The organism is Kitasatospora sp. NPDC008050, from assembly GCF_042957465.1.
Classification (GTDB): domain Bacteria; phylum Actinomycetota; class Actinomycetes; order Streptomycetales; family Streptomycetaceae; genus Kitasatospora.
Genome location: NZ_JBIBIJ010000010.1, coordinates 301,373 through 323,497 on the forward strand (window position 1 = coordinate 301,373; position 22,125 = coordinate 323,497).

At 72.1% G+C, this 22,125-nt stretch carries 20 protein-coding genes, 1 tRNA gene and 1 pseudogene; 12 read left to right on the forward strand and 10 right to left on the reverse strand.

Annotation, left to right across the window (positions count from 1 at the left end; all coding sequences use genetic code 11):
- The first annotated feature begins 39 nt into the window (after positions 1–39).
- The 6 genes from ACFZB9_RS21825 to ACFZB9_RS21850 all read left to right on the forward strand — a co-directional run bounded on the left by ACFZB9_RS21825 (position 40) and on the right by ACFZB9_RS21850 (position 6,842).
- Positions 40–1,611: a fatty acid--CoA ligase gene (locus tag ACFZB9_RS21825; RefSeq protein ID WP_391449487.1), complete on the forward strand. Its 1,572-nt coding sequence runs from the start codon at positions 40–42 to the stop codon at positions 1,609–1,611.
- 60 nt (positions 1,612–1,671) lie between these two features.
- Entirely contained in the window at positions 1,672–2,685 is a 1,014-nt protein-coding gene (locus tag ACFZB9_RS21830) for an LLM class flavin-dependent oxidoreductase (RefSeq protein WP_391449489.1), read from the forward strand.
- Positions 2,686–2,705: 20 nt separating this feature from the next.
- A complete protein-coding gene (locus ACFZB9_RS21835; protein WP_391449534.1) occupies positions 2,706–3,470 on the forward strand; it encodes a thioesterase II family protein in 765 nt (254 codons plus the stop codon).
- 174 nt (positions 3,471–3,644) lie between these two features.
- Positions 3,645–4,595 (forward strand): diacylglycerol/lipid kinase family protein, encoded by a 951-nt coding sequence (locus ACFZB9_RS21840; RefSeq protein WP_391449491.1) that lies wholly within the window; start codon positions 3,645–3,647, stop codon positions 4,593–4,595.
- A gap of 161 nt (positions 4,596–4,756) precedes the next feature.
- Positions 4,757–5,125, forward strand: coding sequence for a nuclear transport factor 2 family protein (locus ACFZB9_RS21845; RefSeq protein WP_391449493.1), 369 nt, complete (start codon positions 4,757–4,759; stop codon positions 5,123–5,125).
- 160 nt (positions 5,126–5,285) lie between these two features.
- On the forward strand, positions 5,286–6,842 hold the full coding sequence (locus ACFZB9_RS21850; protein ID WP_391449495.1) for an MmgE/PrpD family protein: 1,557 nt from the start codon (positions 5,286–5,288) through the stop codon (positions 6,840–6,842).
- Between the two features lie 201 nt (positions 6,843–7,043).
- On the opposite strand, the gene ACFZB9_RS21855 is transcribed toward ACFZB9_RS21850, so the two are convergent.
- The 3 genes from ACFZB9_RS21855 to ACFZB9_RS21865 form a co-directional block, all read right to left on the reverse strand.
- Positions 7,044–7,412 (reverse strand): PaaI family thioesterase, encoded by a 369-nt coding sequence (locus ACFZB9_RS21855; RefSeq protein ID WP_391449536.1) that lies wholly within the window; start codon positions 7,410–7,412, stop codon positions 7,044–7,046.
- A gap of 114 nt (positions 7,413–7,526) precedes the next feature.
- Positions 7,527–8,720, reverse strand: coding sequence for a cytochrome P450 (locus ACFZB9_RS21860; protein WP_391449497.1), 1,194 nt, complete (start codon positions 8,718–8,720; stop codon positions 7,527–7,529).
- A 262-nt stretch (positions 8,721–8,982) separates the two neighbouring features.
- Positions 8,983–10,449, reverse strand: a complete 1,467-nt coding sequence (locus ACFZB9_RS21865; RefSeq protein ID WP_391449499.1) for an MFS transporter — start codon at positions 10,447–10,449, stop codon at positions 8,983–8,985.
- A gap of 495 nt (positions 10,450–10,944) precedes the next feature.
- Between ACFZB9_RS21865 and ACFZB9_RS21870 the strand changes: the two genes are divergently transcribed.
- Positions 10,945–11,817 (forward strand): maleylpyruvate isomerase N-terminal domain-containing protein, encoded by an 873-nt coding sequence (locus tag ACFZB9_RS21870; protein WP_391449501.1) that lies wholly within the window; start codon positions 10,945–10,947, stop codon positions 11,815–11,817.
- Positions 11,818–11,905: 88 nt separating this feature from the next.
- Here ACFZB9_RS21870 and ACFZB9_RS21875 read toward each other — a convergent pair whose 3' ends face one another.
- Positions 11,906–12,523, reverse strand: a complete 618-nt coding sequence (locus tag ACFZB9_RS21875) for a TetR-like C-terminal domain-containing protein (RefSeq protein ID WP_391449503.1) — start codon at positions 12,521–12,523, stop codon at positions 11,906–11,908.
- 161 nt (positions 12,524–12,684) lie between these two features.
- Here ACFZB9_RS21875 and ACFZB9_RS21880 point away from each other — a divergent pair, with 161 nt between their 5' ends.
- Positions 12,685–13,902 (forward strand): alpha/beta hydrolase family protein, encoded by a 1,218-nt coding sequence (locus tag ACFZB9_RS21880; protein WP_391449505.1) that lies wholly within the window; start codon positions 12,685–12,687, stop codon positions 13,900–13,902.
- 135 nt (positions 13,903–14,037) lie between these two features.
- Here the strand turns inward: ACFZB9_RS21880 and ACFZB9_RS21885 are convergent, their stop codons facing one another.
- Complete coding sequence (locus ACFZB9_RS21885) at positions 14,038–14,631, reverse strand: TetR/AcrR family transcriptional regulator (protein ID WP_391449507.1); 594 nt, start codon at positions 14,629–14,631, stop codon at positions 14,038–14,040.
- A 97-nt stretch (positions 14,632–14,728) separates the two neighbouring features.
- On the opposite strand from ACFZB9_RS21885, the gene ACFZB9_RS21890 reads away from it, so the two are divergent.
- Together ACFZB9_RS21890 and ACFZB9_RS21895 are read left to right on the forward strand one after the other, a co-directional pair.
- Complete coding sequence (locus ACFZB9_RS21890; RefSeq protein WP_391449509.1) at positions 14,729–15,553, forward strand: SDR family oxidoreductase; 825 nt, start codon at positions 14,729–14,731, stop codon at positions 15,551–15,553.
- 50 nt (positions 15,554–15,603) lie between these two features.
- The gene (locus tag ACFZB9_RS21895) at positions 15,604–16,470 is read left to right on the forward strand and encodes a haloalkane dehalogenase (RefSeq protein ID WP_391449511.1); all 867 of its coding nucleotides are present in this window, start codon (positions 15,604–15,606) and stop codon (positions 16,468–16,470) included.
- 446 nt (positions 16,471–16,916) lie between these two features.
- Here ACFZB9_RS21895 and ACFZB9_RS21900 read toward each other — a convergent pair.
- A tRNA-Gly gene (locus tag ACFZB9_RS21900) sits at positions 16,917–16,987 on the reverse strand.
- Positions 16,988–17,169: 182 nt separating this feature from the next.
- Here ACFZB9_RS21900 and ACFZB9_RS21905 point away from each other — a divergent pair.
- Both ACFZB9_RS21905 and dcd read left to right on the forward strand, forming a co-directional pair.
- Complete coding sequence (locus ACFZB9_RS21905; protein ID WP_391449512.1) at positions 17,170–17,391, forward strand: hypothetical protein; 222 nt, start codon at positions 17,170–17,172, stop codon at positions 17,389–17,391.
- 114 nt (positions 17,392–17,505) lie between these two features.
- On the forward strand, positions 17,506–18,081 hold the full coding sequence (gene dcd, locus ACFZB9_RS21910) for a dCTP deaminase (RefSeq protein ID WP_391449514.1): 576 nt from the start codon (positions 17,506–17,508) through the stop codon (positions 18,079–18,081).
- Positions 18,082–18,136: 55 nt separating this feature from the next.
- Here the strand turns inward: dcd and ACFZB9_RS21915 are convergent, their stop codons facing one another.
- The 4 genes and pseudogenes from ACFZB9_RS21915 to ACFZB9_RS21930 all read right to left on the reverse strand — a co-directional run.
- Complete coding sequence (locus ACFZB9_RS21915) at positions 18,137–19,045, reverse strand: metal-dependent hydrolase (protein WP_391449516.1); 909 nt, start codon at positions 19,043–19,045, stop codon at positions 18,137–18,139.
- A 110-nt stretch (positions 19,046–19,155) separates the two neighbouring features.
- Positions 19,156–20,079, reverse strand: coding sequence for a YIP1 family protein (locus tag ACFZB9_RS21920; RefSeq protein ID WP_391449518.1), 924 nt, complete (start codon positions 20,077–20,079; stop codon positions 19,156–19,158).
- Between the two features lie 256 nt (positions 20,080–20,335).
- Positions 20,336–21,409: pseudogene (locus ACFZB9_RS21925) on the reverse strand (sugar phosphate nucleotidyltransferase); the annotation flags it as partial.
- A 513-nt stretch (positions 21,410–21,922) separates the two neighbouring features.
- Positions 21,923–22,125: hypothetical protein (locus ACFZB9_RS21930; protein WP_391449520.1), on the reverse strand; the 203-nt coding region annotated here is incomplete at its 5' end.

A 22,125-nucleotide genomic window follows, 5' to 3' on the forward strand; every position in this document is an offset into this window, starting at 1 on the left:
CGCCGCGGCCGCCACCTTCGACACCTTCGGAGACAGACAGTGGAAGACAACCGAGCGTGGACGCTGGTCCACACCTCGCGCGCGCACGCCGACACCCGGGCCGACCGGCCCGCGATCGTCTGCGAGGGCCGGACCACCGGCTACGGGCAGCTGCACCGGGAGAGCAACCGGGCCGCCCACGCCCTGCTCGCGGCGGGCGTGCGACGCGGCGACCGGGTGGCGTACCTGGGACGCGAGTCGGAGTACTACTACCTGGCGCTCCTCGCGGGCGCCAAGGCGGGGGCGGTGACGGTGCCGGTCAACTGGCGCCTGACCGCCACCGAGGTGGAGCACATCGTGCGCGACTCCGGCGCCGTCCTGGTCTACGTGGACGCCGAGTTCGCCGCCGCCCTGGAGTCGGTCCGCCCGCAGCTGCCCGGTCTGCGGACCGTGGTGGCGCTGGACGGCACGGACCCCAAGGGCGCGGCGGACCGCGGCGCCGGCCTGCGCGCCTGGTACGCCGGACAGCCCGACACCGACCTCGACCCGGGCACCGGCCCCGACGACGCGGTGGTGCAGATCTACACCAGCGGCACCACCGGCCTGCCCAAGGGCGCGGTGCTCGCCCACCGCAGCTTCTTCAGCCTGCCGGCGGCGATGCGCGAGCACGGCGTCGACTGGATCGACTGGCAGGCCGAGGACGTCAGCCTGATCTCGCTGCCCGGCTTCGGCATCGCCGGCATCGGCTGGTTCATGCACGGCTTCAACGCCGGCGCGGTCAACGTGGTGATGCCGCAGTTCATCCCGCAGGAGGCGGTGCGGCTGATCCGCGAGCAGCGGGTCACCATCACCTTCGCCGCCCCGGCCATGCTGCAGATGCTGATGGCCGAACGGGAGGCGGGGCCCGCCTCCTTCACCTCGCTGCGCAAGATCGCCTACGGCGCGGCGCCGATGTCCGAGCTGCTGCTGCAGGAGTGCCTGGCGGCCTTCGGCTGCGAGTTCACCCAGATCTACGCCAGCACCGAGACCGGCAGCGTGGCGGTCTGCCTGCCACCCGAGGACCACCGTCCGGGCGTCGGACGGCTGCGGTCGGTGGGCCGGCCCTGCCCGGGCAACGAGGTGAAGGTGATCGGCCCGGACGGCGAGGAGCTGCCGCCCGGCCGGATCGGGCAGATCTGCATCCGCACCCCCTCCCGGATGCTCGGCTACTGGAACCTGCCCGAGGCGACCGCCAGGACCGTGGTGGGCGAGTGGCTGCACATGGGCGACGCCGGCTATCTGGACGTGGCCGGGTACGTCTACCTGTGCGACCGGATGAACGACACCATCATCGTGGCCGGCCAGAACATCTACCCGGTCGAGGTGGAGATGGAGTTGGGCAACCACCCGGCGGTGGCCGACGCCGCCGTGGTGGGTCTGCCCGACACCCGCTGGGGCGAGAGCGTGCACGCCTGCGTCGTGCTGCGGCCCGGGCACAGCGTCACCGCGCGCGAGCTGATGCTGTCGCTGCGCGGCCGGCTGGCCGACTACAAGATCCCCACCGCGTACCACATCGTCGACGAGCTGCCGCGCAATCCCTCCGGCAAGGTGCTGCGCCGCACCGTCCGCGAGAGCCTGCACAAGGCCGGCTGAAGGTCGGCCGAACCAACGATATCTGACGCATCATCAGCCCTTCCACGATCGGAGACCGTCATGTCCTCGTCCGCCGGGCCACCCCAGCTGGGCATCCTGCTGCCGACCCGGGAGCAGGCCATCAGTGGCGGCTACTCGGCCGCGCCGCTGCTCGACTTCGCGCGGCAGGCCGAGTCGCTGGGATTCGACTCGCTGTGGGCGGGTGACTCGCTCACCGCCCGCCCCCGGCTGGACCCGCTGGTCGTGCTGTCCGCCGCCGCGGCGGTGACCAGCCGGATCACGGTCGGCACCGCCGCGCTCACCCCCGCCCTGCGCCACCCGCTGATCGGCGCCAACCTGATCGCCAGCCTGGACCACGTGGCCTCCCGCCGCCTGGTGCTCGGCCTGGGCTCGGGCTTCCCGATGCCCGAGACCGAGGCCGAGTTCGCCTCCGTCGGCGCCTCCTTCGCCGGCCGGGTCGGCCGGCTGGACGAGATCACCGCGCTGTGGCGGCGGGCCTGGCAGGCGGGCGAGCCCGGCGCGCCGACCTCCTTCGAGGGCAAGCACTGGCAGGCCGCCGGCCTGGACCGGCTGCCGCGGCCCAGCACCCCGGGCGGCCCGCCGCTCTGGCTGGCCGGCAGTGACACGCCCAAGGTGCTGGCCCGGGTCGCCCGCGACTACGACGGCTGGCTGCCCTTCCTGCCCTCCACCGAGGCCTACGCGAGCGCCCGCAAGCAGCTCGCCGAGCTCTGTGTCGAGGCCGGCCGGGCCCCGGAGGCGGTGACCCCCGCGCTCTACGCCACGATCACCGTGAACCGGGACGAGGCCGCGGCCAAGGCCGAGCTGGAGCACTACATCAGCCACTACTACGGCCGTTCGCTGGAGCAGATGGCCGCCATCCAGGCCTACGGCTGGGGCAGCGCCGAGCGCTGCGCCGAATGGCTGGCCGGCTACGTGCGGGCCGGCGCCCGGCACATCGTGATCCGGATCGGGTCCTACGACCCGCAACCGCAACTTCAGGAGATCGCCGAGGTGCTGCTCCCCGCGGTGCGCGCGCTCGGCTCACCGACCATCGCCCTTGGGAGTGCATCGTGACCAATGTTCTGGGCCAGGAGATGTCGAAGGCGGGCCACTGGTTCCACCCGGTGGAACCCTCCTCGGACGCCTCCGTTCGGCTGTTCATGCTGCCGCACGCCGGCAGCGGGGCCGTCATCTACCGTGACTGGGAGTCCCTGCTGCCGGCCGACATCGCCCCGCAGGCGGTGACCCTGCCCGGCCGGCACAACCGCCGCTACGAGGAGAGCTACGAGGACTGGGACCCGCTGCTGGAGGCGCTGTACGACGCGGTGCTCGACGATCTGGACGACCGTCCGTTCGCTTTCTTCGGCCACTGCCTCGGCGCCCAGCTGGCGTTCCGGCTGACCATCAAGATGGAGCAGGAGGGCGGCCCGAAGCCGATCATGATCGGCATGTCGGGCTGGTCGCCGGAGGGCTTCTTCCAGCCCACCGAGGAGCAGAGCCGGATGCCCGACGCCGAGATGGTCGAGTGGATCAAGAAGCTGGGCTCCTTCCCCGCCGAGGTCTACGACAACCCGCAGATGCTCGCCCTGGTCGTCCCGGCGCTCCGTGCCGACCTGCGGGTGGCCGCCCAGTACGTCGACGACGGCGCCAAGGTCGAGTGCCCGCTGGCCTCCTACGGCGGCCGCTCGGACCCGCTGCAGGAGCACCCGGACGCCATGTCGCACTGGGCCGAGCGCACCCCCGGCTACCTGGGCCACAACGAGTACGCCGGCGGCCACTTCTACATCGACAGCCACGCCCAGGCGGTCACCAGCCACTTCGCGCACCGGCTCCAGCGCCTGGTGGCGGCCGGCCGCTGAGCCGGCGGCCCCGGCGCGGCAGTTGCCGTGAGCTGACGCCCGGTCAGCCACGCGTCAGGGCCCCGTCAGCCCGGTTCGTCATAGTCGAGACAGATGCGATGCGGCGGCCACCGCAACCCCGGCCGCCACCCGATTCACCGACTGGATCCATCGACTGAAGGAGGAGTCCCGGAGATGGCCGATCCCATCCACGCGGCTGGCCCGTCCCGGGCCCTCATCGTCGCCAACCCGGCCTCGGGCTCGCACAACCCGCAGCTGGTCTACGAGGTCGAGGAGCTCTGCGCCGACTACCTGCGGCACGCCGAGGTGTACTGCACCACCGCCCCCGGCGACGCGACCACCGCGGTCCGGCACGCACTCGAACGCACCGAGGGCGCACCGGACCTGGTCGTGGCGATCGGCGGCGACGGCACCGTCCGCGAGGTGGTGCAGGGGCTGGTCGACGCCCGGGGCACCGAGGCGACGCTCTTCGTCGTCCCCGGCGGCACCGGCAACTCCGGCTACCGGATGCTCTGGGGCGACCGCTTCTGGGCCGAGACCCTCAAGTCGGTGCTGGCCGACTCCGGCCCGGGCGGCGGCTCCCGACTGCGCCGCCTGGACCTGGCCAGACTCGTCGAGACCGACCGGGTGGTCTACCTCGGCGGCTGCTCCGGCGTGATCGCCGACTCGCTGCTCACCGCCCGCACCGTGCCGGAGGCCGGCCGGGCCCGCTACGCCCGGGCCTATGCCGAGACCGCCCGCGGCTACACCCCGTACCCGGGGCGGGTCACCGTCGACGGCCGGGTGGTGCACGAGGGCCCGACCACGCTGGCCAACGTCGGCGGCGGCCGCTACCGCGGCGGGCAGTACCTGGTGCTGCCGCACTCGCTGCTCGACGACGGCCTGCTCGACGTCTGCGTCATCGGCGACCTGCCGGCCGCCGAGGTGCCCGCCCTCACCCTCCAGGCCGCCCACCTGACCCACCCGGCCACCGTCTACGCCCGCGGCCGGCGGATCACCGTCGAACGCACCGACGGTGAACGGCTCCCCCTCGAACACGACGGGGAGTACCAGATGGAGATCGGCTCCCGCGCGACCTTCGAGGTCATGCCGGGCGCCCTGGCCGCCTGGGCACCGACCGACTGAACACCGAGCTTCCGGCGCCGCCGTCGGCGCGCTCCAGCGCGCACCCGCGGCAGCCGGTCACCTGGTGCGGCAGCCATCCGCACCGCACCGCCGCACCCGCGGCACACCGTTGCGCCACTCCGTTACCCGTATGCGAATCCCCCGTATCGAAGGGACACACCATGAGCGACCTGGTCGAGACCGTCAACCGCTACCTCGCCATCTGGAACGAGGCGGACGCCGACAAGCGTGCGGCCGCCATCGCCGGGCTGTTCACCGCGGACGCCCCGTACATCGACCCGCTGGCCGCCGTGGCGGGCCACGAGGGCATCGCGGCCGTCATCACCGGCGCCCGTGACCAGTTCAAGGGCCTCTCCTTCGAGCTGCACGGCGCCGTCGACACCCACCACAACATCGCCCGCTTCCAGTGGGGCCTGGTGACCGAGGCGGGTGCCGAGCCGATCGCGATCGGCTTCGACGTCGCCGTCACCGACGAGGACGGCCGGATCAAGGGCGTCTACGGCTTCCTCGACAAGCTGCCCGCCGCCTGACCGGTCGGGCGCCCACCCCAGGGCGCCCGACCCGAACAGGGAGCTGCCGGGTTCACCCCCGTACCCGGCAGCTCCCGTTCTGCTTTTTCGCCTACCCAGGGCCTGTCCGGCAAGATCCGCTGGACAGGCCCCAGACCGGACAAGGGATGTGACACAGCCCATGGCGTCGATCCTGAGCGAGGACGTGCTGTCCACCCTGTGCGAGGAGTGGCAGCGACCCACCGCCGGGCACCGCCCGCGTGCCACGGCCGACACCCCGCTGCGGGAGCTGGCGCACTGGGCCGCGGCCCTGCGCCCCACCGACATACCCTGCCGGGTGCTCAAACTGGCGGCCAGTCAGGTGCTCTCCCAGGCGGCCTCGATCCGCGCGGGACTGGCCCACCCGCTGGGCCGGCGCCTGGTCGCCGCCTTCGGCCACCCGCTGCAGCCCGACCCCCGCGCCTCCGCCGCGATGTTCGCGGCGCTCGGCTCCTGGCTCAACCTGGACGACACCGCCTACGCCGGCCACCTGTCCAACTCCACCGTCGCCGTTCCGCTCGCCTACGCCTACGCGCGGCAGCTGGACGGCCTTTCGCTGCTCACCGCGGTGGTGGCCGCCAACGAGTGCGCCGCCCGGATCACCGCCTCGGCCACCCTGGGCCCGCTGCGCGGCCAGAGCGCGGTGCACACCCACCTGGCCGGCGCGGTCGCCGGGCGGCTGCACAGCGACCGGGCCCCGGGCCGGGTCTGGGAGGACGCCCTCGGCCTCGCCCTGGCCATGCCCAACTGGCCGCTGATGCGCGGGTTCCTGGCGAGCGACGCACGGCTGTTCAACACCTTCACGCCGGTGCGCACCGCCATGGACGCCTGCGACGGCGCGATCGCCGGCCTGCGCGGCGCCCCCGACATCATCGAGCACGAGGACGGCTTCCTCGCCCGGTTCGCCACCGTCCCGCTGCCCCAGGCGGTCGCCAAGGGCCTGGGCCGGCGCTGGCACACCGACACCCTGTCGTTCAAGGTGCACCCCGGCGGCCCCGGCATCGACGCCGCGATCGACTGCGCCGCGGAGATCCACCGGATCCTGGGGCCGATCCGCCCCGAGGACGTCGCGGACATCGTGGTCGAGGCCTCGCTGTACACCCTCTTCGCCGGGCAGCGCGCCTCCTCCTACATCTGCGGCCCCGGCTCCCCGCTCGGCGCGCTCGTCCTCGACGTGCCCTACCCGGTCGCCACCACGCTGCTGACCGGGGAGTTCGGCGTGGACGACTTCTCCTCGCCACTGCTGGACGACCCCGCCCGCTGGAACCTGGCCCGCCGGATCCGCCTCGAACACGACACCGCGATGACCCGCGAACTCTTCGCCTCCGACGCGCCGTTCGGCGAGGCGGTGCGCGAGGCCGGCCCGCTGGCCACGCCCTGGCTGCGCAGCTTCGGCGGCGACGAACTGGTCGAGCTGGTGGGCACCCTCGGCGGCGACGCCCCCGACTTCACCGGCTCCACCAAGGCCACCGGCGCCCGCGTCGTGGTGCGGATGAAGGACGGCCGCACGGTCACCCGCTCCCGCCTCATCCCGATCGGCGCGGCCGGGCCGGACACCCGGGTGAACCACGCCGAGATGATGCGGCAGAAGTTCCTCTCCGTGGGCGGGCCGCAGCGGGTCGCCGACACCGCCGCGGGCCTGCACCGGATGCGGCCGCGCGCGGTGCGCCGCTGGATCGAGGCCGCGTTCCTGGGCTGACCGGCCTGCCCGCCCGGCCGCCCGGCCGCCCGCATCCAGGCCGGCACCTCCCCCAGCCCGGTCACCCTCGGGCGCCACCCCCGCCCCACCGGGCCGCTCCTGCCGCGCCCGCGCCGGACACCAGCCCGCGGCCCGCTGAAACGCCTTGGGCGCGGCCGCGGGCAGGTTCTCCCTGCCCGCGGCCGCGCCCAAGGGACGTCCTCAGCCCTGCTGCCGCACCGCCTGCGTCTGCGTGGTGCGGCCCACCAGGCGCCCCTGCTCGCCGTGGAGCTCCGTCTGCACCGTCACGAACGAACGCCCGACGTGCAGCGGGGTGGCGAGCGCGGACACCGTCCCGCCGCGGACCGCCCGGAAGAAGTGGGTCGAGGACTCCACCGTGCTGGTGGCGGCCCCCTCGGGCAGGTTGAGGAAGGCACAGACCGCGCCCACCGCGTCCGCCAGCGACATCAGCGCCCCGCCGTGCAGGACCCCGCCCGCCGTGCAGAGCCGCGGCGCCCAGTCCAGCTCGCCGCGCACCTGCCCGGCCGCGGCCGGGCCCAGCCGCACCCCGAGCTCGACGGCGTACGGCATCAGCCGGAGCAAGGTCTCCGGCACCAGTTCCTCCGGTACCAGTTCCTCCGGCGCCACTTCCCCCGGCACCACTTCCTCCGGCACCACTTCTTCGGACGACGACACGGGCAACTCCTACCAGGTGACGGGCAGCTGGTTCAGACCGTAGACGATGGTGTTCTCGCGGAAGTCGACCTTCGGCTCGTCCACTGCCAGGCGCAGCGTGGGGAACCGGGTGAACAGCGCGCGCAGGCAGACCTCCAGCTCCATCTTGGCCAGCGGCGCGCCCGGGCACAGGTGCGGGCCGTAGCCGAACGCGATGTGCGCTCGCGCGTCCCGGTGGATGTCCAGCCGGTGCGCGTCCGGGAAGACCGACTCGTCGTGGTTGGCGCCGGGGATCGCCACGATCACGCCCTCGCCCTTGGCGATCAGGGCGCCACCGAGTTCGACGTCCTCGATCGCCGCCCGCACCTGGTTGTCCTGGGAGATCGACCAGTAGCGCAGCAGCTCGTCGACGGCCGGCTTGAACAGCTCGGGGTCCTGGCGCAGTTCGGCCAGCTGCGCGGGGTCGCGCAGCAGGCTCAGCACGCTGAGGCTGATCTGGTGCGCGGTGGTCTCGTGGCCGGCCACCAGGAAGAACCGCCCCATGGCGACCAGTTCCTGATGGGTCAGCTCGCCGGTGGCCACGTACCGCTCCACCAGACGGCTGAGCAGGTCGTCCTGCGGCTCACGCTCCTTCTGCGCGGTCAGCCGGTCCAGGTACTGGGACATCTCCACGAAGGCCGCGTAGATCTCCTCGCCGCTGGCCTCCTGGGACAGGATGGTCCGGCTCTGCTCGGTGAAGTCGTGCTCGTCCTCCTCCGGGACGCCGAGCATCCGGGCGATCACCAGGGAGGGCAGCCGGACGGCGAAGTTGTCGACCAGGTCGACCGGGCGCGGGCCCGCCTCCAGCTCGTCGAGCAGCCGGTCCACCAGCTGCTCGACGTCCGGGCGCATGGCACGGGTGCGGCGGGCGGTGAACTCGGTCATCGCCATCCGGCGCAGCCGGCCGTGCTCCGGGTCGTCCATCCGGTTGAAGGACATGACGCCCGGCTCGGGCGGCAGTTGGATGCGGATCGGGAAGCCGGGCTGCTGGTCGTCCGCGCTGAAACGCGGGTCCGTCAGCACCTGGCGCACCTGGTCGTGCCGGGTCACCAGCCAGGCCTCACCGTCCCGGATCCGCACCTTCAGCGGCGGCTGGTCGCGCAGCGCGCGGTAGGCGTCGGGCGGCGAGTAGGGGCAGGAGCGCGGCATGGGCCAGGCGGGGAACGCCTCGATGGTGTCAGACACGGCTGGTACCTCTGGCTGCGGTGGATGGGGGGCATTTCTTGACAACCACCATGCTGCGCCTGGGCTCTGACCCCACCCTGATGCCCGCCTGACGGTCCGGCCCGGCCCCCACACCGGCCCGCGCGAAGGCCCACACCTACGAAGGCCCACACCTACGAAGGCCGGCACGCACGAAGGCCGGCACGCACGACGGCCGGCGGGCGTCCCGGAGCTTTCCTCCGGGGCACCCGCCGGCCTGGCGGTCCGCACGCGTTCTCTCGGGTCAGCCCTGCGGGGCGGACTGCCGGGGGAGCAGCTGCACCAGGGCGGCGACCAGCACGCAGATCCCCGCCTGGACGAACAGGCTGGTACCGAACGCGCCGGGGTAGCCGGTGGTGCCGCTGTGGTGGCCGGCCGCGGTGAAGAAGACCACGCCGATGATCGCGATGCCCACGGCGTTGCCCATCTCCTGCGCGGTGGAGAACACCCCGGACGCGGCAGCCGCGTACTGCGGCCGCACGCCCGCCAGCACCAGCGAGGTGAGCGGCGCGACGACCAGGCCCATACCGGCGCCGCAGATCACCATCGCCGGGATGCACCAGACCACCGAACCGCTGTGGTGCAGCTCCGAGGCGGTCTCGGCGAGCGCCACGTAGCCGACCGCCTGCACCACCAGACCCAGCGCCAGCACCTGCCGTCCCAGCTTCGCGGCGACCCGCGGAGCCTGGGTGGAGGAGAGGAAGAAGCCCAGACCCAGCGGCATGAAGAGCAGACCCGAGCTGAGCGCCCCGGTGCCGCGTCCCTCCTGCAGGTACAGCGCGAGCACCAGGAAGAAGGAGGCCATCACCGAGAAGACGCCGAAGATGGCCGCCACCCCGACGCTGAACGAACGGTCACCGAACATGGCCGGGTTGACCAGCGGCGACTTGTCGCGGGCCACCAGCCGGCGCTGCAGCAGCCAGAAGGCGGCCAGCAGCGGGATGGCGGCGATCATGCACTCCCAGGTCCAGGTGGGCCAGCCCTGCTGGCGGCCGAGGACCAGCGGCAGCACGATCGCGGCCAGGCCCGCGGTGACCAGGACGGAACCGAGCAGGTCCAGGCCGGTACGGCCGTCGGACTTCGACTCGGGCACCTTCTTGGGCGCCAGCAGCAGGACCACCGCACCGATCGGCACGTTGATCAGGAAGATGGTCCGCCAGTCGAGGCCGAAGATGTTGGCCTTGATCAGCAGACCGCCGACCAGCTGCCCGAACACCGCCGAGGCACCGAGCGCCAGACCGTAGGCGTTGAACGCGGTGACCCGGTGCTTGCCCTCGTAGGCGGTGGTCAGGATGCCCAGTACCTGCGGGATCACCAGCGCGGCGGCCGCACCCTGGACCCCACGGGCGATGATCAGCTCGGTCATGTTCGGCGCGATGCCGCACACCAGCGAGGAGAGGGCGAACAGTCCCAGGCCGATCGAGAAGATCCGCCGCCGTCCATAGAGGTCGCCCAGTCGGCCACCGGTGATCAGCATGGCCGACAGGCCGATGTTGAAGGTCGCGGCAACGAGCTGGATCTGCGCCGGGCTCGCGTGCATCCCCTTCTGCAACGAGGGGATGGCCACATTGACGATGAAGAAATCGAGATTGGTGATGAACAGACCGGCCAGCACCACCAGGAGCGCCCCCCAGGCCGGCTTGTCCGCCGAGCCCTCCGGGGGCGGCACAGCCTCGGCCGTGGCGCTTTTCAGTTCTGCTTCGGTGGTCATGTCCGAGCCCTCCTGAGTCGTAACAGCTGTCCATGCTCCGCGGTCGGGGCCGGCCGCCGATCAGCACGCTGACACCGCAACAGGCCACAACAGCCAGCGCGCGGAGCGACGTTGACAGACCTGCGCATGGGATTTCCCTTTCCTGGCGGCCACTTGGGGCAATCACTGTGGCGAAACAGCGCTGACTCCGTCCGACCCGGTCCGCTCTCGCCTCCGACGGCCGCACCGGCCCCGGAGCGACGGTCACACGGCGCCCACACGCGTCCATGCAACCAGAGCGTGCTGACACGGCGCTGACGCCCAATCACTCAGCGCACACGGCACCGTATCCGCCGCCGCCCGGCTCCGCCAGGCTTCCCAACTACGCGTCAGCGCCGTGTCATTGGCGTGTCATTGGCGAGTCATTGGGGCGTCACAGAGCCGGCGCAAGCTCACCGAACCGGCCAGCCGCGTCGAAATCAGGCCACGGCGGCCGCTGCGACGAAAGGAACCCGCATGCCCTCAACCCCACTCGCCCACGACCGCCTCTGCGACGGAATCGCCGACGAGGCCCGGCAGTTCGTCCGCGCCCTGGAGACGGTCCCGCTCGACCACCCGTCGACCACCTGTCCCGGCTGGACCGCCGGCCACCTGATCGGCCACCTCCACCAGGCACTGGGCTGGGGAGCGCTGCTGGTGGAGACCGAGGCCCCCCAGTTCGTCCCCCCGACCGGCGCGGCGGAGGGCGCCGGTGCGGGGGACGCCGACTGGGCCACCGCGGTCAACGACCTCGCCCAGGGCTCGATCTCCCAGTTCGCCGGCGACGGCGGCCGCGACAGGCTGTCCGCCTGGCTGACCGACGAGGCCGACCGCTTCGTCCACGCCCTGCGCTCCGGCGGCCCGCACTCCCCGGTCTGGACGACCTACGGCCCGCACGAGGCCCACTTCTGGTCCCGCTGGGGCGCGATGGAGACCGCGGTGCACCGGGCCGATGCCGAACTCCTGGCCGGCCGTGACTTCGAGCTGGCAGCCGACCTCTCCTACGACGCCATCGACTTCTGGTTCTCGGCCCTCGGCGACCCGGCGACCATCCCCTTCTACGACCCCAAGGTGACCAACCTGCGCGGCACCGGCGAGACCCTCCTCTTCCGTGTCACCGACGCCCCCGACGACGCCCCCTCGGCCTGGCTGATCACCCGCACCCCCGAAGGCCCCCGCCCCCGCACCGACCTGGCCGCCGCCGGCCACCCCGCCGACGTCACCGTCACCGGCAGCTGCGCCGACCTGCTCCTCCTCCTCAAGCGCCGCCTGCCCGCCACCACCCCCGCCCTCACCGTCACCGGCACCCCCGCCCTGCTCACCCACTGGCTCACCAACGCCCTCACCTGATTCCCCACCTCCACCGACAAGCCCCAGGCCTGTGGCCTGGGGCTTGTCCGGTGGACAGGGACGGGGACGGGGACCGGGACGTGGGCGATCAGGCGGCGAAGGCGGCGAGGAGCTTGTCGGCGAGGCGGTCGAGGTAGTCGGGTCCGGTCGGGGTGTGGACGACCGCGAGGCGCCAGTAGAGCGCGCCGGCGAGGAAGTCGAGGGCGAGTTCGCGGTCGACGTCCGCGGGGAGTTCGCCGCGTTCGACCGCCCGGTCCAGCAGGCGGGTGGCCTTGGCGCGGCGGGTGTCGCGGACGGCGGCGAAGAGCGCCTGCGCCAGCTCGGGGTTGCGGGTGCCCTCGGCGAGCAGGTCCGGGATGATCTTCGACGGGAGCCGGTGCCGCAGCGCGCCGGCGATCTCGGTGAGGAAGGCGAGCACGTCGCCGCGCAGGGTGCCGCTGTCGGCGACCTCGGGTGCGTCCACGGCGACCGCGGAGACCAGGGCGACGGTCATCTCCAGCTTGGACGGCCAGCGGCGGTAGATCGCGGCCTTGCCCGCCCCGGCCCGCTTGGCGACCGCCTCCAGGGAGAGCCGCGCATAGCCGACCGAGGCCAGCTCCTCGAAGAACGCGGCCGAGATCGCCTCGGTCACCGAGTCCTGGAGCACCGGACCGCCGGGGAGCCGGCGCTCGGGGGCGGGGGTCTGAGGCGTGGGCGAGGTCGACATGCCCCGAACCTACACCAGACGGAACGCTTGCGTCTCGACTATGTCAGGACTACCGTCTTCCTCGTAGGCGAGACGACTCCGTTCCGTCTCGACCGTCACCCACTGGACCAGCACCCACCGGACCAGCACCGACTGGACCAGCACCCAACCAGGAGCACACCATGCGATTCCTCTTCGAGGACGAGTCGTTCTCCTTCGAGACCTTGCGCGCGGCCGGGTTCGCCAACGACGGCGGCGCCGACCTGGGCGAGGTCGTGACCACCGCCCGCGCCATCGGTGAGGGCGACGAGGAGGCCTGGCTGCGCGAGTGGCGGGCCACCGCCGAGCGCGTCCACGCCATCGGCACCCGCGCCCTGGCGGCGGGCCACCGGGTCAGCGCCCGCGAGGCCCTGCTGCGCGCTTCGAACTACTACCGCACCGCCGAGTTCTACCGCCGCGACGACCCGGCCACCGACCCCGAGGTCAAGCTGCTCTCCACGCTCTCCCGCGAGACCTTCGCGACCGCCGCGAGCCTGCTGGACACCCCCGTCGAGGCCGTGCGCATCCCCTACGAGTCCACCAGCCTGCCCGGCTACCTCTTCCTCGTCGACGACTCCGGCACCCCCCGCCCCACCATCGTCTTCACCAGCGGCTTCGACTCCACGCTGGAGGAGGCGTACTTCGTCATCGGCGCGGCCGCGCTGCGCCGCGGCTACAACGTGCTGGCCTACGACGGACCGGGCCAGGGCGCGGCGCTGCGCGAGCAGGCCCTGACCTTCCGCCCGGACTGGGAGGCCGTGGTCACCCCGGTGGTCGACTACGCGCTGACCCGCCCCGAGATCGCCCCCGATCAGCTGGTCCTGCTCGGCTACAGCCTCGGCGGCTACCTCACCGCCCGCGCCGCCGCCCACGACCACCGCCTGGCCGCCCTGGTCCTGGACGACGGCCTCTACAGCTACTACGACGCCCACACCCAGCTCGTGCCGCCCTTCCTGCGGGAGTGGATCGAGACCGGCCGCGACGACCTCGCCGACCCCGTCGTGGGCCTGCTCATGCAGGGCAGCACCCAGCTCCGCTGGGCCCTGCGCAACGGAGTCTGGACCTTCGGCGCCGCCTCGGCCGCGGACTACATCCGTCGCACCGCCGACTACACCCTCGACGGCGTCGCCCACCTCATCGACTGCCCCACCCTCATCCTGGACGCCGAGAACGACCAGTTCTTCCGCGGCCAGCCCCAGCGCGTCCAGGCCGCCCTGAGCTGCCCGCACACCCTGATCACCCTGCCCGAGGCCGAAGGCGCGGGCGAGCACTGCCACATGGGCGCCATGGCCCGCTTCCACCAGATCACCTTCGACTGGCTCGACACCACCCTGACCCCGACCCCCCGTCCCACCAACTGACCACCCCGCACCGGCTCGGGCTCACCCCATCGGCGGCCAGGCCCCGGCCAGGAGAGCCCGCCCCCGAACTCCCCCGAACTCTCCCGAACTCCGCCCGGGCTCCTCCGGAACACCGCCGGAACACCACAGCTGGCGTCAGGACAGGTCGTCGAGCTCGCGGGCGAGCCTGGCTCCCTCGCGGGTCATGATCTCCGGGTCGCGCAGCGCGTTGGTGAGCAGCGACATCCCCTGGTAGGCGCCGACGAGCGCCAGTGCGTGGCCTTCGGGGTCGGCCACGCCCAGGTCGCGGTACTGCTGCGCCACCCAGTCCAGCAGCTGGCGGATGACCTGACCCACCGCCAGGTCGAGCCCGCCCTCGGCCCGTTTGTCGAGTTCGACGGCCAGGGTGCCGGTGGGGCAGCCGAAGCGGGCTGCCGTGTCGCGCTGATCGACCCAGCCGGCGACCAGGCTCTTGAGGCGCTCACGCGGATCGGGGAGTTGGTCGAGCCGGTGGGTCAGGGCCGCCAGGTATCCGGAGTGCTCGGCCAGTGCGGCTTCGACCAGCTCGTCCTTGGTCTTGAAGTAGTAGTAGACGTTGCCCGCCGGGACGTCGGCGGCGCGGGCGATGTCGGCGATGGTGGTGCGCTCCACGCCCTGCTCGTGCAGGACCCGGGCGGTGGCAGCCGTCAGTCGCTGCCGCTTGCCGGCGGCGGCCGCGCGAGGCGGCCGGGAATCCATTGAGTCAGTCACCCGACTAACTATAGACAACCAACCGTCCCGCCGTGCTAGCGTCTCTCTCGAACGACCGAGTCAGTCAACTAACTAAGTCTGGATCGAGGAGATCGACATGATCGTTGTGACGGGTGCGACCGGGAACGTCGGGCGGGCGCTGGTGCGGATGCTCACCGAAGCGCAGCTGCCGGTGACGGCCGTGGCGCGGCACATCACCGACGCCGACGTACCGCCTGGCGTCCGGACCGTGGCCGCCGACCTGGCCGAGCCGGCCGGGCTGCGGGAGGCCTTCGCCGGCGCGCGGGCGCTGTTCCTGCTGGTGGCCGGCGAGGACCCGGACGGCATCCTGGCGGCGGCCCGGGCCGCCGGGATCAGCCAGGTGGTCCTGCTCTCCTCCCAGGGTGCCGGGACCCGGCCGCAGGCCTACCGGCACCCGGGCCTCTTCGAGGCAGCCGTGCGGACGTCCGGGCTCGACTGGACCATCCTGCGCTCGGGCGGGATGGCGACCAACGCCTTCGCCTGGGCCGAGTCGATCCGCACCCGGCGGGCGGCCGAAGCGCCGTTCGGTGACGTCGGCCTGCCCTTCGTCGACCCCGAGGACGTGGCCGCGGTCGCCGCCACCGCCCTGCACGACCAGGTCGCCCACCGGGGCGCCACCTACACCCTGACCGGGCCCGCACCGACCACCCCGCGCGAGCGGGCGGCGGCGATCGCCGCGGCCCTGGGTGAGCCGGTGCAGTTCACCGAGCAGACCCGCGCGGAGGCGCACGAGCAGCTGGCGCGCTTCATGCCGCTGCCCGTGGTCGAGGGCACCCTGGCCATCCTGGGCGAGCCGACCGAGGGCGAGCAGCAGGTGAGCCCCGACGTCGAGCGCGTCCTGGGCCGGGCACCGAGCAGCTTCCACGCCTGGGCCGAACGCAACGCCCCGGCCTTCCGATGACCACGGCCGCTCGCACCACTCGGCCCAACCTCCCATAGGGGACTGGAAAAATGCCCGTTCAGCACATCCTCGGCTCGACCGTGCACCACCGGGAGTCCGGCACCGGAGCGCCGATCGTCTTCCTGCACGGCAACCCGACCTCGTCCTACCTGTGGCGGGACGTCATGCCGGCCATCGGCACCGGGCGGCTGCTGGCCCCCGACCTCATCGGCATGGGCGAGTCGGGCAAACCCGCCATCGACTACACCTTCGCCGACCACGCCCGCTACCTGGACGCCTGGTTCGACGCGCTCGACCTGCGGGACGTGGTCCTGGTCGGGCACGACTGGGGCGGCGCCCTCGCCTTCGACTGGGCCGCGCGCCACCCGGACCGCGTGCGCGGCATCGCCTTCACCGAGACCATCGTGAAGCCGATGACCTGGGAGGAGTTCCCCGAGGCCGGCCGGGACCTGTTCCGGGCGATCAAGACCGACGGCGTCGGCGAGACGATGATCCTCGACGACAACGCCTTCATCGAGCAAGCCCTCCCCGGCAGCAGCGCCACCTCACTCACCGAGGCCGACCTCGCCGCCTACCGCAAGCCGTACCCGACCCGGGAGAGCCGAAAGCCACTGCTCCAGTGGCCACGCTCGATGCCACTGGGCGGCGAACCCGCCGAGGTCGTGGCCCGGATCGAGGCGTACGACCACTGGCTGGCCAGCAGCGCGGACGTACCCAAACTGCTGCTCACCTTCGCCCCCGGACCAGGAGCGATGATGCACGAGGGCATCATCGCGTGGTGCGCGGCCAACATCGCCGCCCTGCAGATCGAGCACTCACCAGCCACCGCCGGCCACCACACCCCCGAGGACCAGCCCCTGCTCATCGCCACAGCCATCTCAGCCTGGGCAGACCACTTCGCCCTTCGCCCCCGGTAGCCCCCACGCGCAATACCCGACCATCAGCCTGCCGCACGGACAAGGACATCGACGGGCCCCGACCGACCAAGGCCCCGCCTACCTCCTCCCCCGCCACCACCGTGACCATCCCAAGCGCCCTCACCAGCATCAGCACCTCCACAGAGACCCGGTCCGGCCTCGCCGAGCCCTCGGCACCGCCGACCTGTCGCCAGCTCCCTGAACTCCCCAACCGCCATACAAGTTGTGGAGCACTCACAAGGAGGCGCCACTGACCGCCAAGCGTCGACAACCGCCCTTGCCTGACTCGCCGTTCGAGGCGCCACCCACCCATCAACCCCAGGAGTGCAGCACGCAATCGGACTTCGCCAGATCCAACGCCGCGTCACCCACCATCTGGACAACGCCCCCGAATTGGTCCACACAACAAGAAAGCCCCAGGCCGTTGACCTGGGGCTTTACCTCTGAGCGGGCGACGAGAATCGAACTCGCGCTATAAGCTTGGGAAGCTCATGTTCTACCATTAAACTACGCCCGCCTGATGAGCTGTCAGTGACCGCTCGATCTTGCACCATGCTACCCCATCTCGCCCCCGCTCCCGTACACCGGTTCTCGGTACGGTGGAGAGGGGGTTTCGGCGGCGAGCCGTGGTGGGGATGTCCGGAAGATCCCCTAATGTGACGCTGTCGTGATGCGGTGGCGGCTTTGGGAAGGGGATCAATGGAGCACCGGACCGTTGTTCGTTGTGCCGAGGGGCACCTGTTCAGCACCAGGACGTTCCCGATGCAGAATCTCGGGGCGGGCCGGCTGGGGCCGGGGCGGTTGATCCGGTGTCCGCAGTGCGGGCGGATGCGCAGTTCGGTGCCGGCCGATGTGAGTGTGCTGACGGCGCCGGAGCTGGCGCGGGCGCTGCGGCTGGAGGCCGCGCCGTTCCTGGCCTGAGCGCCGGCGGGGGCCCGCGCGCCGGGGTGGGGTGGCCGCCGGGCGTATGACCGCAGTGTGGGCGGTTCGCGTGTGGATTGGGAGTACGCGTGGGCCAGCACGTAACCTCAAGGCGTGCTGCTCTCCGATAAAGACATCCGTTCCGAGATCGACAAGGGCCGAGTCCTCATCGACCCGTTCGATCCGGCCATGGTCCAGCCGTCCAGCATCGACGTCCGGTTGGACCGCTTCTTCCGGGTGTTCGAGAACCATCGGTACCCGCACATCGACCCCTCCGAGGAGCAGCCGGACCTGACCCGGCTGGTCGAGCCGGACGGCGATGACGCGTTCATCCTGCACCCGGGCGAGTTCGTGCTGGCGTCCACCTACGAGGTGATCACGCTGCCGGACGACGTCGCCTCCCGGCTGGAGGGCAAGTCGAGCCTGGGGCGCCTCGGGCTGCTGACGCACTCGACGGCCGGCTTCATCGACCCGGGGTTCAGCGGGCACGTGACGCTGGAGCTGTCGAACGTCGCGACGCTGCCGATCAAGCTCTACCCGGGGATGAAGATCGGGCAGCTCTGCCTGTTCCGGCTCTCCTCGCCCTCCGAGCACCCGTACGGCTCGGCGCGGTACGGCTCGCGCTACCAGGGGCAGCGCGGGCCGACGCCCTCCCGTTCGTTCCTGAACTTCCACCGCACCGACGTGTAGGAAGTGCCTGGGAAGTACCAGGAAGTCAGGGAGTAAGGGAGTAAGAGGAGACGGCTCAGACCCGCTTCGGGCGGGTCACCGCGGTCAGCTCGGAGCCGTCTGCCGACAGGGTCAGCTCGGTCTCCAGCGCGGAGAGCTGGCCCAGCCGGTGGAGGTGGGTGCCGCCGCAGGCGATCTCCGCGGGGCCGGCCGGGAGTTCGCAGTGCCACTGGCGGCGGGCGGTCAGCTCCGGGCCGGGGACCTCGATCCGCACCGGTGCGTCGGCCGCGACCCAGCCGGCCAGCAGCTTGTTGACCTCGGCGGTGATCGCCGGCAACGCCTCGGCCAGCGCGGGGAGTTCCTCACCGGCCTCGGTGGTCGTGGCCTCGGCGGTGAAGCCCTTCTTACGCAGCGACTTGCCCAGCCGGTAGACGTCCGTGCTCGCCTCGGTGTCCATCACCGAGGAGGCCATCGCCAGGCTGTCGAAGTCGGGGTTGCCGAACGCGTCCGCGCGCCCCGGGTCCTTGCGCCAGCGCGGGGCGAGCGCGGCGTTGAGCGCCAGCGCCAGCAGGTGGCAGCCGGTGTGCGAGGCGCACAGGGCGGCGCGCCGCTCCGCGTCCACGCTCAGCGTCACGGGACGGCCGAGCAGTTCGGCCTGCGGCTCCTCGGCCAGCACGTGCAGCACCAGCCAGGACCACGCCTCGTCGCCGCGCCGCACCGGGATGTCGGCGCCCACCAGCAGGTCCTCGGCCTCCGGCCCCACGGCGGCGGTCAGGCAGTCGACCACCGCGAGCTCGCTCCCGTCGACGGTCAGCGTGCCGGTGTCGGCGGGCTGGTCGGGCCAGGTGTGATCGAGCGGGTGGAACGGCGTGTCGGCGGTGACGACGCCGAACCGCCCGTCGCCGAGCGGGTGGACGGCCAGGACGGTGGACTCACCGGTCACCGCGCCGCCAGGGAAGCTGACGCGGGTGGTGGGGAGGGTCATTCGGTGGCTCCGTGCGAGAGAGGGAGGGGAGGGAAAGGGGAGGAGCAGGAAGAGCGGGAGGAGAGGGACGAGGGGGGAAGAAGAGGAGGAGCAGGAGGGAGGGGCGAACCTCAGCCCAGGGTCGGCAGCTTGATCAGCACCAGCAGCGCCAGCAACTGCAGCGAGGCCGCGCCGGCCGCCTTTCCCCAGGGCAGGTCGTGCACCCGGCGGATCATCGTGGTCATCAGCACGGCGCAGAACAGCCAGGTCAACCAGCCCACCGCCTGCACCAGCAGGCTGTTGGAGGGCAGGAAGAGCGCGAGCAGCAGCCGCGGCACATCGCTGGTCCAGCCGATCAGCACGGCGAGGCCGACGGTGGACGCCCACGGGCCGTCGCCACCGAGTTGCCGGGAGAGCGCGTAGGTCACCGAGCTGAGCATCAGGCCGGCCACCGTGAAGGCGACCGCGGCGCCGGCCAGCGACCAAGCGGCGGTCGAGAAGGTGGAGTTGACCACCTCGTCGTGGGTGTCGCCGAAGCCGAGCACGGCGAGCACCGCGTAGAGCAGCGAGACGGTGCCGGCGGTCAGCCACACCTGGTGGTCGCGCATCTGGTCGAAGGTGCGGGCGGGGGCGCGGTAGATGCCGATCAGCAACTCCCGCCAGCGCAGCCGCGGACCGCCCACCCGCGGGGCCGTGCGGCCGCCGGCCCGGTAGGTGGCGACGTGGTCCGGCTGCGAGGGTGCCTGGGGGCGAGCGCCCGCGCGCTCCCACTCCCGCTCCTGCTGCGCGCCACCGTACGCCCCGTAGCCCTGCTCACCGGCGTAACCCTGTTCACCGATCGGGAAGGCCCGGGTGTTCCCGGGCCGGTCCGCGCGGTACGGATCGTCGCCGTACGGGTCAGCCCCGTGCGAGCCCTGCGGGCCGTGCGAGCCCTGCGGGCCGTGCGAGCTCTGCGGGCCCTGCGAGCCGTAGGAACCGTACGGCTCATGCGTCCGGGCCGACGCGGCCTGGTTACGCTCGCCGCCCCACCCGTTGGGATATCCATTGCCTGCCACCCTCCGAAGGTACCCGGAAAGGGGGACGGCAGCCGGGCCACCCAGCGAAACCATGGCATTGCAGCAGGGCTGTGACGCACCGCCCTGCCGCACTGCCACGCTCCGCCACGACGGCGGACGACAGCGGACGACGGCGTCCGACGGCGGACGACAGCGTCCACCGACGGACGACAGCGTCCGACGACGACTACTTCTGCAGCACCGAACCGTGCACCGCCGCCGCCGAGCTCTCGCCCGCGGGGCAGCCACCGGGGCCCGCGCTGGTGCGCACCGCGCCGACCGGCAGCCGCGTGCCGCAGGCGATCCGGATGCCGTTCGGCAGCTCGTTGTCGGACTCGACCACGGCACCGTCGCCGATCACGGCGCCGTCCAGCGCGGTGCGCTCGCCGATGGTGGCGTAGGCACCGACGATGGAGTCCTTCACGTACGCGTCGGCGCCGATCACCGCGCCGGGCAGCACGACGCTGCCCTCGACGATCGCGCCGGCCGCGACCACCGAGCCGGCGGCGACCACGGTGCCGCCGCTGAGCACGGCCGCCGGGTCCACGGTGGCACCGTCCAGCAGCAGCGCGTCACCGGTGGGGCCGGGGACGGCGGGCGAGTCGACGCGGCCGAGCACCAGGTCCGCGGAGCCGCGCACGAAGGCGGCGGGGGTGCCCAGGTCCAGCCAGTACGAGGTGTCGACGACGCCGCGCACCAGGGCGCCGCTCTCCAGCAGCTCGGGGAAGGTCTCGCGCTCGACGGAGACGACCCGGCCGGCCGGGATGCGGTCGATCACCGAGCGGGTGAAGACGTAGCAGCCGGCGTTGATCTGGTCGGTGACGATCTGCTCGGGGGTCTCCGGCTTCTCCAGGAACTCCAGCACCCGGCCCTCGGCGTCGGTCGGCACCAGGCCGAAGGCGCGCGGGTCCTCGACCCGGGTCAGGTGCAGGGTGACGTCGGCGCCGGCGGCCACGTGGCCGTCCCGCAGCGCGGCGATGTCCAGGCCGGAGAGGATGTCGCCGTTGAAGATGAGCACCGGCTCGTCGGCGCCGCAGGTCAGGCCCTCGGCGGCGTTGCGGATCGCGCCGCCGGTCCCGAGCGGTTCACGCTCCGTCAGGTAGACGAGCTCCAGCCCGTACGGGGTGCCATCGGCGAAGTGCTCCTCGAACACCTCGGCCAGGTACGAGGTGGCCAGCACGACACGGGTGACGCCGGCGGCAGCGGCGCGGGCGAGCTGGTGCGCGATGAAGGGCACGCCCGCGACCGGAAGCATCGGCTTCGGGGTGTGCGTGGTGAGCGGGCGCAGCCGGGTCCCCTGGCCGCCGACCAGCATGATCGCCTGGGTCATCTGTGCGTTTCTCCCCTTGGTTCCGGTCAGCGACCTGGCGGTGATGGTGCCAGGACCGTCGCTTGGGTGCTTGGTGCTCATCGGACCGGCAGCTGTGCGGCCGGCCGAACCAGACGGTCGCGACCCCCGCGCCGCGTCCCCGGTTCCGTTGAGAATAAGCCCTGTATGTGAGTAGCAGCCTGCCCCGGGTGGATACCACCCGGGGCAGGCATCATATGTGAGGCGGTACGCCGCAAGCACATTCGCGCAGCGCTCGAACCCGCGCACGATCAGAACGGCGTCCGCACGACCCGATCCGCAGAATCCGGCGGCGGAGAAATCAGCGGAGAACCGGAAAGTCGGCACCCGGTTTTCCGGGCGCCGACTCCCGGCGCAGCTCCGAACAGAACAGGCTCCGGCCCTGAGCAGAAGCTCGACCTGAGCACGCTCCAGACCTGAGCACCCTCCGGCCCTGAGCAGAAGCTCGACCTGAGCACGCTCCAGACCTGAGCAGGCTCCGGCCCTGAGCAGGCGCTAGACCTGGGCCGGCTCCTCGACCACCGGCGGGGCCGCCTTCACGGACTCCAGCAGCAGCTGGGCCACGTCGACCACCTTCAGGTGTTCCTTGGCCGCGCCCTCGTTCTTCTTGCCGTTGACCGAGTCGGAGAGCATCACCAGGCAGAACGGGCAGGCGGTGGAGACGATGTCGGGGTTGAGCGACAGCGCCTCGTCGACCC